Consider the following 13,488-nt stretch of genomic DNA (forward strand, 5'->3'; position numbering starts at 1 on the left):
ATCAAATAATCCCGGATCGTCTGATGATAAAAATCAATAGGGGACAGTTTTGCTTTTTTTTATTGGTTACTTTGTTGATTGTGAGTGACACCGTATCGAGTAGTGAGAAAACTGATCTTCCTAAGCCTCAACATATTCTTGGATGGGTTGAGCCCATGCGATTAGAGCCATGGGGTTTGAAAATGCGTGCCCGCTTGGATACAGGGGCGAATACATCATCGATGAGTGCGCGCGATACGCAATTCTTCAAGAAAGGGAATAAAGATTGGGTCCGGTTCATTCTCGATTTCAGAACCGATAAGGATAAACCCCATCGTACTATCGAAATTGAACGTCCCGTACTCCGTACACTTAAAATCAAACGACATAACGGAATCTCACAAGAGCGACCAGTCATAACCATGGATATCTGTATTGCGAATGAGGTGCGTAATGTCGAGTTTAATCTTATCGACCGCCGGGCGCTTAATTACCCGATCCTACTAGGCCGTAAAGCACTTGCGGGCTTTGCGCTAGTCGATTCAGGGCAGGCTTATCTAGGTAAAGCAGATTGCGGGCATGTAAAGAAAAAGAAGAAAAAAAGTGATCCGCTGGGTGAACCGGTAATATCTGAATGAGACAACTCCATTTATTTGTTTTGGTGATAGCACTTTGCGCGGCTGGGCTGGGCTTATTTTATTATAAAGTAACAACATTAGGGTTGCCGCTTACCTCATCTGAACAGGCAGAGGTTTGGAATGTCGAAGCGCGAATCAGTTTTCGAGCAAAACCTGACACGGGTATCAAAGTAAGCCTACCACTTCCACTCAATCCTCCTGGCTATTCGATTATCGCAGAGGATTTTGTCGGTGCTAATTATGGGCTCGCGATCGAGCAAGATGAAAATGGGCGAGTCGCCCTATGGGCAAAGCGGCGTGCGCAAGAAAAACAGCTATTATTTTATCGTGCCGTAATTTACGATGAAGGGAACAAAGTAACCGAATCTGACAAGCCACCTGCTTATCCCTCAGCTCCCAATTATCCTGAAAATTTTGTTCTGGTGATTAAAGGTTTACTCGATAAAGCGCGCCAGCATTCAGCCGATACCGTAACTTTCGCTCAACAAGTCATTCAACAATTAAATGCTTCTCCTCCCGCCCCTGAGCTAAGTTTGTTACTTGAACATATTGGTAGTCCGCGTAATCTTGCTAAAAATATCAGTTGGATACTGGCAGGTGCGCGTATTCCTTCAAGAATTATTCAAGGACTTCGTCTGGAGGATGGTAAACGCTATACAGAACTGGAATCTTGGCTGCAGGTTTATGATGGCAGTCAATGGCGTACACTTAATATTAAAGATGGCCAGGAAGGTTTACCAGCAAATTTTGTTGTCTGGCAATATGGTGACCAAAAGACTTTTTCTATTGAGGGTGGAAGCGAAATGAGCCTTCAATTCTCTGTTGCGAAAACACTGCGTGAGCTGGTGGATATCGCGGAGTCGCGTGCAGCGTTAAAAGGGTCGCGCATCATGGAGTTTTCTTTGTACTCATTGCCAGTGCAGACTCAAAATGTATACAAAGTGCTGCTCGTGGTGCCATTGGGTGCCTTTGTCGTGGTGTTGATGCGCAATTTGATTGGCGTAAAAACTTTTGGGACATTCATGCCTGTATTGATCGCTCTGGCTTTTCGGGAAACCGAATTAGCTTGGGGAATCATCTTGTTTTGCTTGATTGTTGGGCTAGGTCTGTTGTTGCGCGCTTACGTCGATCGATTGAAATTATTACTTATCCCAAGATTGGCATCGGTGTTGACCTTGGTGGTGTTGATCATGGCAGGCACCAGCGTCATCATGCATAAACTAGGCTTGGAAATGGGCTTGTCGGTTGCGCTGTTTCCAATGGTTATCATGACAATGACAATTGAAAGAATGTCTTTGACGTGGGAAGAAGCTGGGCCAGCAGAAGCATTTAAGCAAGGAATAGGCAGTTTACTGGTGGCAACGATTGGTTATCTTGTCATGAATATAGATGCTATGCAGCATTTATTGTTCGTTTTCCCGGAATTACTGCTTCTTGTTTTGGCGGCTACGTTACTATTTGGTCGCTACTCAGGATATCGATTGATGGAGCTTTGGCGATTTAGAGCGCTTGCCAAGTGATGATATATGTTTAAAACTCTGCTGAAGCTAAAGCGAGCGGGTATCGTTGGGATCAATCGCCGAAATGCTGATTATATTTTACGTTATAACCAACGTGCGTTATATCCTTTAGTCGACGATAAATTACATACCAAGCGATTAGCCATTGCTGCCGGTATTGCAGTGCCCGATTTGTATGGCGTCATCGAGATCGAACATGATATTGCCAGCCTTCCTGAGATCGTACGTGGGCATCAGGATTTTGTAATCAAGCCAGCGCATGGATCAGGAGGGAACGGTATTGCTGTGATCGTAGGGCGCATCAATGACCGGTACCAATATAACAATGGAAACTTGTTGACTGAAGAGGAGCTTGAGTACCATATCTCCAATATTCTGAGCGGGATGTACAGTTTAGGTGGGCAACCTGATCAAGCGCTCATCGAGTATCGAGTCAAATTTGATCCCATATTTGAACCCATCAGTTATCGAGGCGTTCCTGACATTCGTACGATCGTTTTCCGAGGCATTCCTGTTGCTTCGATGGTTCGCTTGCCTACGCGAATGTCAGATGGCAAAGCTAATTTGCACCAAGGTGCAGTGGGTGCGGGCATTGATTTGACAACGGGCTGCACGACGCGGGCTGTTTGGCAAAATCGTCCTGTCGAACATCATCCAGATACCGGTGCGAGTATCAGTGGTTTTCAGATTCCTCATTGGAATAAGCTGCTCACCCTGGCGGCGCAATGCTATGAATTGGTCGGATTAGGTTACCTCGGTGTCGATGTTGTATTGGATCAGAAATTGGGACCATTGGTATTAGAACTCAATGCAAGACCGGGATTATCGATTCAAATTGCGAATGGGCAGGGTATACAAAAACGCCTCGAATATATTGACCGATTAGCTGAAATCCCTTCGTCCGCCGAATCGCGTGCGAGCCTTGCACAGCAACTTTTTGTACAAATCTAACCAGCTAAGGTAGGCTGCTTGGTTAAATCGTGGTAAGTAATAGCGCATATAAAAGTTTCGAAATTACTTTTTTGCATTTCGTGCCGAACGGATTGCGTCCGCTAGTTGCAAAACCGACATGGCGTAGAAAGTGCTGCGATTATAGCGCGTAACAACATAGAAATTGTTGAATCCAAGCCAGTACTGCATGTTATCATCATCTTTTAATTCTATAAGCGTTGCTAAACGCTCTTCATCTATTTTTTTCAGCGGTATGATATTCGCTTGTCGAAGCTTTTTGATTGGATGAATGGGCTCAATACCCGCTTGTAAAATTTCTTGATAAAATTCGCTCATTACGCCAACATGTGCGCGAGTAATAATGGGTCCGCCAGCTTCCCATCCATATTCTTTAAGGTAGTTAGCCACGCTTCCAATCGCATCTGCGGTATTGGTCGTGAGATCAATTTTTCCGTCGCCATCGAAATCGATTGCATAGCGCCGGTAACTTCCAGGCATAAATTGGGGGATGCCGATTGCGCCCGCATAGGAACCTTTGAGACTAAATAAATCAAAGTTTTGCTCCCGAACAAGGAGTAAATATTGCGCTAGCTCACTTCTAAAAAATTCTGCGCGTCTTGGATAATCAAATGCCAACGTGGTAAGTGCATCAATTACACGGTGATTGCCGGTCGTGGCGCCGTAAGCTGTTTCGACACCGATAATCGCCACGATAATTTCTTCAGGGACGCCAAATGTCTGGCTTGCTTGTTGAAGCTTTTGCGCATGCGCATTCCAAAAACTGACACCATTTTTGATACGCTGAGCATTGACAAAACGTGCGCGATATTGATTCCAGGAAATAGATGAAGGGGGCGTAGAAATTAATTTAATGATAGCAGGCTGGAATTGAACCTGGCCAAAGATAGCTTCAAGTTGCGATTGAATAAAACCATGCTCTGTAACCATTTCATCAATAAAATGCTTGATTTCTGGACGGAGTGTAGCCGAAGCAAATGCCGTACTCCAGGATACCGATATGATACCGATGAATGTGGCAAGAATAAAACGTAGAAGTTTATTACGCTGTATAAATTGCATGATGACTTGCCTCGCCTCGCATGGAAAGAGTTATTCAGTTAATGGATATTGCGGCATGATCTCATTTAACTAAGCATGGATTCTATTGATAAGTTGATTATTAAGCTAGTCTTGGAAATAAGGTAAGGTTAAGGCGATAAGAAATTCGGGTGGGTTCTGAAAATCTGAGCTGATCGTTAATAGATTTATATGATTGGGTATCTAGTGTACGACAATACTTCCCATTTGCAGGAATTTTCTATAGTATAACAATCGCGAGTTACACATTTCAATTTCAGCTTTTGTTTGATCAGCTGTCGATTCTGACCGAATCATAATTTCATTGGCGAATTGCGCCAATGACCAATTTATTAAATATTAAATTTGAATGGGGATTTCATGAGTCAGCACGTTCACTATATTACAGATGCAACTTTTGAAGCGGAAGTATTACAATCACAATTACCTGTTTTAGTTGATTATTGGGCGGAATGGTGTGGGCCGTGTAAGATGATTGCACCGATTTTAGATGAGGTGGCAAATGAATATAATGGCCGACTGAAAGTTGCGAAACTTAATATTGATGAGAATCAAATCACACCCCCAAAATATGGCATTCGAGGAATACCCACTTTGATGCTATTCAAAAATGGTAATATCGAAGCGACTAAGGTGGGGGCGCTTTCAAAGTCGCAATTGACAGCATTTATTGATAGTCATCTGTAAAATTATTTGGTTTGCCCATAAACTGGCTCGAGTAAGTTTATACTTATAAGAGCTATCTACCGTATCGATATTTCCCTTTTTCCCATTTGGCAATACTCTTCATTCTGAGTGTTTAGCATCTTTATTCTTTTCTCTATCTTTTTACGAGTTTCCTCATGCGTTTATCCGATCTTAAAAGCCTTCACGTCTCTGAATTAATAAAAATGGCAGTTGCTAATGAAATTGAAGGCGCAAATCGTTTGCGAAAGCAAGACCTGATTTTTGCCTTGCTAAAAAATCAAGCGCGTAAGAATGAAAGTATTTTTGGTGAAGGAACCCTAGAGATTTTGCAAGATGGTTTTGGTTTTTTACGATCTCCAGATACGTCTTATCTGGCTGGACCCGATGATATTTATATTTCACCGAGCCAGATAAGGCGTTTTAATCTCCATACCGGTGATTCAGTTGATGGAGAGATTCGTCCACCTAAAGATGGTGAGCGTTATTTTGCATTAGTCAAGGTTGACAAAGTCAATAATGAGCCTCCCGAAAATTCCAAACGGAAAATTTTATTCGAGAATCTGACACCTTTATTTCCAACCGAACGCCTTGTACTCGAGAGAGATATCAAGTCTGAAGAGAATATCACAGGAAGAATAATTGATCTGATTGCGCCTATCGGAAAAGGGCAGCGCGGCCTGCTGGTGGCAAGTCCGAAATCGGGTAAAACTGTCATGCTGCAGCATATTGCACATTCCATTGCTGCGAATCATCCTGACGTCATCTTGATGGTATTGCTGATAGATGAACGACCGGAGGAAGTTACAGAAATGATCCGCTCGGTTCGGGGTGAAGTTATTTCATCAACATTTGACGAATCCGCCATGCGGCACGTTCAAGTAGCCGATATGGTAATCGAAAAGGCTAAACGCCTCGTTGAGCATAAAAAAGATGTCGTGATACTGCTTGATTCGATTACCCGACTCGCGCGTGCGTATAATACGGTGGCACCGGCCTCTGGTAAGGTATTGACAGGGGGGGTGGATGCGAACGCATTGCAACGGCCTAAACGGTTTTTTGGTGCCGCACGGAATATAGAGGAGGGCGGCTCTCTCACCATTATTGCAACTGCCTTAGTCGACACAGGCTCGAGAATGGATGACGTGATTTACGAAGAATTCAAAGGAACGGGCAATATGGAAATCCATCTTGATCGGCGTATGGCAGAAAAACGTATTTATCCAGCAATCAATGTGAATCGTTCTGGCACTCGTCGAGAAGAATTGCTGCTTCCGCAAGAAATCCTCCAGAAAATATGGATATTGCGAAAACTGCTCTATCCCATGGACGAAATGGATGCGATGTCTTTTTTGCTGGATAAAATTAAAGCTACAAAAAACAATGCTGATTTCTTTGATTCGATGCGGCGTGTATAAAAGGCTTGCTAGCTTCTTACTCACATTGAAACTCGAAAGATGAACAGGGTTGTTATCAGTATCCGTAAAGTTGCTTCATATTTTATATTGAAGCATAATAAGCGGCTTTGTGGGAATCCACCCTTAAATTAGTATGGAGATTAGGGACGTTAGTTTATTATGAAAGCAGACATTCATCCAGATTATCAAGAAATAACAGTAACATGTAGTTGCGGGAACGTTTTTAATACCAAATCAACCTTAAACAAACCTTTACATGTTGAGGTATGCTCAGCCTGCCACCCATTTTATACAGGTAAGCAAAAAATTGTCGACACGGCTGGTAGGGTTGAGAAGTTCAATCGTAAGTATGGTAAACAGCTTCAAAAATAAAGTGAATTTCAATTTAGAATAACCGATTGATAATCGCTTGGTTTCAGGCTAAAAAGCACAATAAATGAATAGCTTGGTATGTTCTGACGTACGTACCCCTATAAATGGTTTTTTATCGTTCAAGGGTATCTAAACGCTATCTCTGTAATTAAGATCTGGCTGAGGCAACATTCAATTATTTTTCAGCGTTCTGTGCGGGGACGCGTTTCATACAGATCGCTCTTTTGTAATTTTTCGCCTGGCTTCAAATGCGTAGCAGTAGGGTGCCGAAACAATCAGCATGCCATGCTACTCGATATTCTGTACCTGCTCGCGCATTTGCTCAATTAATACTTTTAGTTCTACGGAAATTTTTGAGACTTCCACGTCTACCGATTTAGAGCCCAGTGTGTTGGCTTCACGGTTCAACTCTTGCATCAAAAAATCGAGGCGTTTGCCCGCACATCCGCCCTTGAGTAAAGTATGTTCAACCTCGTCTAGATGCGTCTGGAGACGCGACAGTTCCTCATCCACATCGATTTTACTAGCAAACAAGATGAGTTCTTGTCGAATACGTTCGTCGTTAGCATCTATTCTTGCTTCTTGTAATCGTGCGATGAGTTTCTCCTGGAAATTGGCCAGTAAGACGGGAATACGGGGCGATAATTCCGTGGTTAATTGCCGTAACTTTTGCAAGCGATTAAGCAGCATGTTTTTAAGTTTATCACCTTCCCGAATGCGTGCAGCGGTAAGCTCCTGCAAAGTATTTTTGAGTAATTCCATGCAAGGTTCGTGCAATTCATTAGTAGATAGAATCTCACTTCTCACTACCCCGGGCCATCGAAGAATATCTGCCACAGTTAAATTCTTTGCCTCTGGAAGAGCCGATTTGACCATATCATTTAGTTTCATTAATTTAGCTAATAGCTGCTCATTAAGTTGCTGAGGCAGGGTTAGGTTTACATAGGGCGTGAAAGTTAATCGGCAATCGATTTTTCCTCGTGTCAGCTGCGTGCCTAACATTTCACGCATGGCCGATTCCAATGAGCGGAATTCATCCGGCAAGCGAAATTGAATATCAAGATAGCGATTGTTGACTGAGCGGAGCTCGAGTGTTAGTGAGCCTTCCGAAATTTCTTTGGAAGTAATGGCATAACCTGTCATGCTGGCTATCATGCGTATTTCCTTGTCTTGAGAATAAATTTGAAAGGGAATTATCGATGAGTATAGTAGGTTAGCTTTTCGAAAGCCATGTATTTACAGGGTGCTGATTAACTTTCAGTGAGCGTTTCGCGTAGCGAAGCGCACGGCATCATATATCGAACATGAATCGGCCAAATCTTTTAGCTGATCAGCCTACAATGACGACTCGGCAACGAAAGGGGTTGATTACGTGCTTTTAGTGTGCCGGTATTTGTTGGAGATATTCACGCCATCCGCCAAAATGACTGATATCCAATGCATTGCCGATAGCATAGCGCTCACAGAGAAAGCCTTTAACCATTTCGCCGTCCGCCAGCGTGAGCGTGCCGATACTCAATGGTGCCGGGATACCCGTGACAAAACTGCCGAGTTCACGCGTTGGCAATTCCCAAACTTCCACTTTGATTGCAACACCTTGTTCATGATGATCGACTCGAATTAATCCAGGACGTTGCGGCGGATTACCGGGCAGTGCATAAAGGCGATAGTTTGCCGATGTTGTTGTGCTTTTTACCAGCCGGCCTTGACGGCAGGTCAATTGCTCATTCAAAGGTAAGCCTGATAAATGTGCACCGCAAACAGCAATACGTACGTGATTCGGGTCAGGTAATTCAGGAAAATCATTATTTATAGGGAAAGCAATACCGGTTGCACCTAAAGGGAGGCAATAGGCCTGTTGCAAAGCGTGTGCAAGGCGCAAGAGCGGCTCGTCCTGATGAGCCGGGGCAGCCAGCGTGATGCCAAAAGGTAATCCGTCATTCTGAAAACCCACTGGTATAGCGATGGCAGCATAGTCAAGTAGATTCATGAAATTGGTGTAATAACCCAGATGCGTGTTAAGACGAATGGGTTCTTTTAGCATTGCCGGGATGGGATAAATTGTTCCCGCGGTGGGCGTGACGAGGCAATCAGCATCCCTCCAGATTTCATCTGCGTGCTGCTTGATACTGCGTAATTGATAGAGCCCTTTATAGGCATCCGCTGCTGAATAGCATTTCGCTTTAGCAATAATTTCACGAACCGGGGCAACGATTTGATCGCTTTGCGATTCATAAAACGACTGAATGGCCGCATAGCGTTCGGCGACCCAGGGGCCTTCGTATAATAAGCGGGCTGCTTCGAGAAAAGGCTCAAAATCGATTTCAATGGCTTTTCCACCCAGTGTTTCAAGTTGCCTAACCGCTTCGGTAAATAATCGCTCACTTTCTTGGTTACCAAAAAACTGCAGATGTTGCTTGCGCGGAATAGCAAAGCGAAAATGGGAGGCTGCAGCAAAGTCAAAACCGTAGGCTTCTTTTTGCCTGGAATAGATATCTTCAGTATCGTAGCCTGCAGAAATCATCAGGACGCGTGCGGCGTCGGCGGCAGTAAAAGCAAAAATCGACACAGTATCAAGGGAACGGCAAGCAGGTACCACGCCTCGAGTCGAAATCCACCCCTTGGTGGGTTTGTAGCCGATCAAATTATTGAATGCAGCGGGCACTCTACCGGAGCCTGCCGTATCGGTGCCGAGGCTGAAGCATACCCAGCCTTTGGCAACCGCAACAGCTGAGCCTGAGCTCGAGCCACCGGAAATGTAATCAGGGTTGAAAGCGTTGCGGCAAACACCATAAGGTGATCGTGTGCCATTCAAACCAGTGGCAAACTGATCGAGATTGGTTTTACCGATAGGAATGGCACCTGCCTTTATCAGTTTTTGCACAACCATGGCACTGTGAGTTGGCGTGTAGGTATAGGCCGGGCAAGCTGCTGTGGTTGGTAATTCGGCAAGATCGATATTGTCTTTGATGGCAAAAGGAATGCCATATAGCGGGAGCGATGACATGTCCTTTACTTCTACCTGGCGAGCATAATAGCGCAGTGATTCAAGCGGGAGTACGGAAATCCAGACATGGTTCGGATCGTTCTGAATTTCCGCATGAATCATCTCAACCAATCTTGTGGGGGCTATTTCTCCGCTGGCGTAGCGCTGCAACAAAGAAGAAATATCTCCAAGCGGGATAAATTTTGCCATAGTGTCACCTCATTCCTGAACGATGACTAATACTTGTCCAGCGGATACGTAGCTACCTTGTTTGCAGAGCAGTTGGCGCACTGTCCCCGTCACAGGCGAATCAACCGGAAATTCCATTTTCATGGATTCGATCAGAATGAGCGGTTTTCCGGCTTCAACCCGATCGCCTTCCTTGACGAATAACTTCCAGACCGTGCCCGTTACCTGACAACTGACAGCTTGTGCACCTGTCGGCAAATCAAGCTCGCTTTGTGTATCGGCTTCTTCCAATATGTCTTCATCAATGTATTGGGCTAGATTGTTTTCCGCCCAACGTTGGCGTTCAGCTTCAAAGGCAGCTTGCTGTCTTGCTTTGAATGCATTGATACTGGACGCGTGCTGTTGCAGAAAGGTATTGTATTGCCGCAGATTGAGAACCGTTTCTTCCGTACGTAGCTTGAAGTGCCCAGAAATGAAATCCTTACGCAGTTCGAGCAGTTCGCTTTCGCTTACGGGATAAAAACGGATCTGATCAAAGAAGCGCAATAACCAGGGTTTACCCTCCTTAAAATCAGCCGTTTGGCGATAACGATTCCACATTTGTACGGTACGGCCGACAAACTGATAGCCGCCAGGGCCTTCCATTCCATAGATGCAGAGATAAGCGCCACCGATACCCACCGCATTCTCCGGTGTCCAGGTACGTGCTGGATTGTACTTGGTCGTAACAAGACGGTGACGGGGATCGAGCGGTGTTGCAACCGGTGCACCTAGATAAACATCACCCAGTCCCATGACCAGATAGCGAGCTTCAAACACAATGCGCTGAACATCTTCGATAGATTCCAAGCCGTTGATGCGGCGTATGAACTCAATATTGCTTGGGCACCAGGGTGCATCACTGCGAACGGATTGTATGTATTTCTCGATGGCGAGACGTGTGGCGGCATCATCCCACGATAGCGGGAGATGGATGATACGGGTGGGTACCTCCATGTCATCGATCAGAGGAAGTAGGCGTTCCCCCTCAATCAAGATATCCATTAATCGCGTGCGTGCTAATCGGCACGAATCAAAATGAATTTGCAGTGAGCGAATGCCAGGAGTCAGATCCAGAATGCCATCCAATTCGCCATCGTCGATGCGTTGTTGGAGCCAAGTCATTAAAGCATGGACACGAAAGCGCAAATTGAGATCGAGTACAGGCGGCCCGTACTCGATCAAGAGATATTTATCGCCCGATTGACGATAAACCACTTGCACTTGGCCTGCTTGCTCAGGAATACGATGCAGAATGGGATCAATTTCTTTTCTTGAAGGCGGGTGAATTGAGCCGCTGCTATCAATATGAAGATGCTGGATGAGTGAATCTTGTTGCTTTTCTAATGCAAGTGCGTCTTCTATCGATATTGGATAAAACCGGACACTATCTCCTGGCTTAAGTTGGCCAATTTTCCATAATTCAGCCTGAACGATGGTCGCTGGACACACAAAGCCTCCCAGGCTGGGGCCGTCCGGTCCCAGGATGATGGGCATATCCCCAGTAAAATCGACTGCACCAATCGCATACGCATTGTCATGAATATTGGAGGGGTGTAAACCCGCTTCGCCGCCATCGCTTCTCGCCCATTTAGGTTTAGGGCCAATCAGGCGCACGCCTGTGCGACTGGAGTTATGATGGACTCTCCATTCCGCAGTAAAAAATTGCTCGATATCCGTTTTAGTAAAAAAATCAGGTGCACCATGAGGGCCATACAATACAGCGATATTCCAACGGTCGGTATAATGAGGAATCCACTCCTGGGGTAAGTGCTGTGAAAGAGGGGGCTTGGTGGGTTGCACGGGCTGCACATGTAAAACATCGCCAGCACGTAGAACACGGCCTGCATGTCCGCCGAACTGACCGAGCGTGAAAGTAGCTTTACTTCCAAGATAATCAGGCACTAGAAAGCCGCCTTGTATCGCCAAATAGACTCGGCTACCTACTTGTTTGATTTTGCCAAATTGGAGTAACGCACCCGCTCTGACGAAGTGGGATTGCCACTGGGATAAAGGTTCGCTGTCCAATGAAACCTCGATAGGCGCGCCACAGATAGCGATAATACTGTCGCAATTGAAACGAAGTGTCGGTCCTGCCAAAGTGATTTCGAGCCCTGCGCTACCTTCGGCATTGCCTACCAACCGGTTAGCGAAGCGGAACGCCAAATGATCCATCGGCCCAGATGGCGGAACACCTACATTCCAGTAGCCAATCCGCCCCGGATAATCCTGTATCGTCGTTTGGACGCCCGCATTCAGCACATCGATGCTGTACGCTTGATAATGGAATCCATTGAGGAATTGCGTGCTTGGTTGGCCACTGCGGAAAGCGGTACTGGCTAAAATCTGTTTCAGATAAGCCAAGTTGGTTTCGATGCCATGAAGCGAGGTGTGATCGAGCGCTGTCAGCAGATCGGCAATCGCTTTTTCTCGGGTGGGCGCATGCACGATGATTTTTGCCAGCATGGGATCATAAAATGCTGAGACCTCAACGCCTTGGACGATCCAGGTTTCTACGCGGGCTGTCGCAGGAAAATCGACCGCAGTTAATGTGCCGCTGGAAGGTTGAAAGTCTTTTGCCGGATTTTCAGCATAAACCCTTGCTTGAATGGAGACACCTCTTGGCTGGATCGTGAAAGTGTCGAGCGGTGGGAGATCGCCTGCCGCCTGCCGCACCATCCATTCTACCAAATCGATGCCCGTGACTTCTTCGGTTACGCCATGTTCGACCTGCAGACGGGTATTAACTTCGAGAAAATAAAACTGACCATTAGCCGCATCATAAATATACTCGACAGTACCTGCAGATTGGTAGCTGATCGCTTGTCCCAGGCGTACGGCAGTTTCCAGAAGGGATTCACGCAGTACTGCAGGAAGATTGGGGGCAGGGGTTTCTTCGATCACTTTCTGATTACGCCGTTGCATCGAGCAATCGCGTTCACCTAATGCGACGACCTGACCTTTTCCGTCGCCAAAAATCTGCACTTCGATATGCCGTGCGCGGTCGACATATTTTTCCAGGAACAAACCTGCATCTTTGAAATTATTTTGTGCAAGCGTTTTAACCGATTCATAGGCGCTGATTAGTTCGTCTTGATTCCAGCAAAGACGCATACCGATACCCCCGCCACCGGCAGTGCTTTTCAGCATCACGGGATAGCCAATATGCTTAGCTTGATGGCAGGCAACGTCGAGGCTTTCCAGCAAATCAGTGCCGGGTAGCAGCGGTACCCGGTTTTCCAATGCTAAAGCGCGGGCCGTATGTTTCAGACCAAAAGCGCGCATTTGTTGCGGGGTAGGGCCGATAAAACATATTCCATGAGCAGCACATTGTTCTGCAAAATCGGCTTTCTCACTGAGGAAACCATAACCTGGATGAATAGCTTGCGCACCAGCGCGTTGTGCGATTTCCAATATTTTATCCGTGCGCAAATAACTCTCCGCTGCAAGACCACTGCCAATACAATAAGCCTCATCTGCCTCGGTTACATGCCGCGATAAGGCATCAGCCTCGGTATAAACAGCTACGCTTGTTACCTTCATTCGGCGCAGAGTACGGATAATGCGACTGGCAATTGCGCCACGATTGGCTATCAGCACTTTTTTAAACATCG

10 protein-coding genes are annotated in these 13,488 nt (G+C 45.8%); 6 read left to right on the forward strand and 4 right to left on the reverse strand.

The features are described 5' to 3' along the window. The first annotated feature begins 23 nt into the window (after window positions 1-23). From C8R30_RS03865 to C8R30_RS03875, 3 genes are read left to right on the forward strand one after another with little or no spacing between them, the layout of a single operon-like run. Entirely contained in the window at window positions 24-617 is a 594-nt protein-coding gene (locus C8R30_RS03865; protein WP_090666202.1) for an ATP-dependent zinc protease family protein, read from the forward strand. Next, a complete protein-coding gene (locus C8R30_RS03870) occupies window positions 614-2,137 on the forward strand; it encodes an inactive transglutaminase family protein (protein WP_107783960.1) in 1,524 nt (507 codons plus the stop codon). The genes C8R30_RS03865 and C8R30_RS03870 overlap by 4 nt, the downstream gene beginning before the upstream one ends. Window positions 2,138-2,143: 6 nt before the next feature. Further along, window positions 2,144-3,088 (forward strand): alpha-L-glutamate ligase-like protein, encoded by a 945-nt coding sequence (locus C8R30_RS03875; RefSeq protein WP_107783959.1) that lies wholly within the window; start codon window positions 2,144-2,146, stop codon window positions 3,086-3,088. Between the two features lie 63 nt (window positions 3,089-3,151). Here the strand turns inward: C8R30_RS03875 and mltB are convergent, their stop codons facing one another. Next, complete coding sequence (mltB, locus tag C8R30_RS03880) at window positions 3,152-4,168, reverse strand: lytic murein transglycosylase B (RefSeq protein WP_107783958.1); 1,017 nt, start codon at window positions 4,166-4,168, stop codon at window positions 3,152-3,154. A gap of 378 nt (window positions 4,169-4,546) precedes the next feature. On the opposite strand from mltB, the gene trxA reads away from it, so the two are divergent. From trxA to rpmE, 3 genes are all read left to right on the forward strand, one after another. After that, window positions 4,547-4,873 carry a thioredoxin TrxA gene (gene trxA, locus C8R30_RS03885; RefSeq protein ID WP_107783957.1) on the forward strand — a complete coding sequence of 109 codons (327 nt, stop codon included), beginning with the start codon at window positions 4,547-4,549 and terminating at the stop codon, window positions 4,871-4,873. A gap of 155 nt (window positions 4,874-5,028) precedes the next feature. Continuing rightward, complete coding sequence (gene rho, locus C8R30_RS03890) at window positions 5,029-6,288, forward strand: transcription termination factor Rho (protein WP_090666212.1); 1,260 nt, start codon at window positions 5,029-5,031, stop codon at window positions 6,286-6,288. Between the two features lie 159 nt (window positions 6,289-6,447). Further along, window positions 6,448-6,660 carry a 50S ribosomal protein L31 gene (gene rpmE / locus C8R30_RS03895; RefSeq protein ID WP_090666214.1) on the forward strand — a complete coding sequence of 71 codons (213 nt, stop codon included), beginning with the start codon at window positions 6,448-6,450 and terminating at the stop codon, window positions 6,658-6,660. Between the two features lie 288 nt (window positions 6,661-6,948). Here the strand turns inward: rpmE and C8R30_RS03900 are convergent, their stop codons facing one another. The 3 genes from C8R30_RS03900 to uca all read right to left on the reverse strand — a co-directional run bounded on the left by C8R30_RS03900 (window position 6,949) and on the right by uca (window position 13,486). Beyond that, window positions 6,949-7,815 carry a YicC/YloC family endoribonuclease gene (locus C8R30_RS03900; RefSeq protein ID WP_090666216.1) on the reverse strand — a complete coding sequence of 289 codons (867 nt, stop codon included), beginning with the start codon at window positions 7,813-7,815 and terminating at the stop codon, window positions 6,949-6,951. A gap of 223 nt (window positions 7,816-8,038) precedes the next feature. Continuing rightward, complete coding sequence (gene atzF, locus C8R30_RS03905; RefSeq protein ID WP_090666218.1) at window positions 8,039-9,856, reverse strand: allophanate hydrolase; 1,818 nt, start codon at window positions 9,854-9,856, stop codon at window positions 8,039-8,041. A gap of 9 nt (window positions 9,857-9,865) precedes the next feature. Further along, entirely contained in the window at window positions 9,866-13,486 is a 3,621-nt protein-coding gene (uca, locus tag C8R30_RS03910; RefSeq protein ID WP_107783955.1) for an urea carboxylase, read from the reverse strand. Between the last annotated feature and the right edge of the window lie 2 nt (window positions 13,487-13,488).

This window comes from Nitrosomonas nitrosa (genome assembly GCF_003051105.1).
Classification (GTDB): Bacteria; Pseudomonadota; Gammaproteobacteria; order Burkholderiales; family Nitrosomonadaceae; genus Nitrosomonas; species Nitrosomonas nitrosa.

Bases quoted from the DNA above. Each gene is read 5' to 3' on its own strand.
- trxA (WP_107783957.1), top strand. From the start codon at position 4,547: ATGAGTCAGCACGTTCACTATATTACAGATGCAACTTTTGAAGCGGAA.
- C8R30_RS03870 (WP_107783960.1), top strand. From the start codon at position 614: ATGAGACAACTCCATTTATTTGTTTTGGTGATAGCACTTTGCGCGGCT.
- rpmE (WP_090666214.1), top strand. From the start codon at position 6,448: ATGAAAGCAGACATTCATCCAGATTATCAAGAAATAACAGTAACATGT.
- rho (WP_090666212.1), top strand. From the start codon at position 5,029: ATGCGTTTATCCGATCTTAAAAGCCTTCACGTCTCTGAATTAATAAAA.
- C8R30_RS03865 (WP_090666202.1), top strand. From the start codon at position 24: ATGATAAAAATCAATAGGGGACAGTTTTGCTTTTTTTTATTGGTTACT.
- C8R30_RS03875 (WP_107783959.1), top strand. From the start codon at position 2,144: ATGTTTAAAACTCTGCTGAAGCTAAAGCGAGCGGGTATCGTTGGGATC.
- C8R30_RS03900 (WP_090666216.1), bottom strand. From the start codon at position 7,815: ATGATAGCCAGCATGACAGGTTATGCCATTACTTCCAAAGAAATTTCG.
- mltB (WP_107783958.1), bottom strand. From the start codon at position 4,168: ATGCAATTTATACAGCGTAATAAACTTCTACGTTTTATTCTTGCCACA.
- uca (WP_107783955.1), bottom strand. From the start codon at position 13,486: ATGTTTAAAAAAGTGCTGATAGCCAATCGTGGCGCAATTGCCAGTCGC.
- atzF (WP_090666218.1), bottom strand. From the start codon at position 9,856: ATGGCAAAATTTATCCCGCTTGGAGATATTTCTTCTTTGTTGCAGCGC.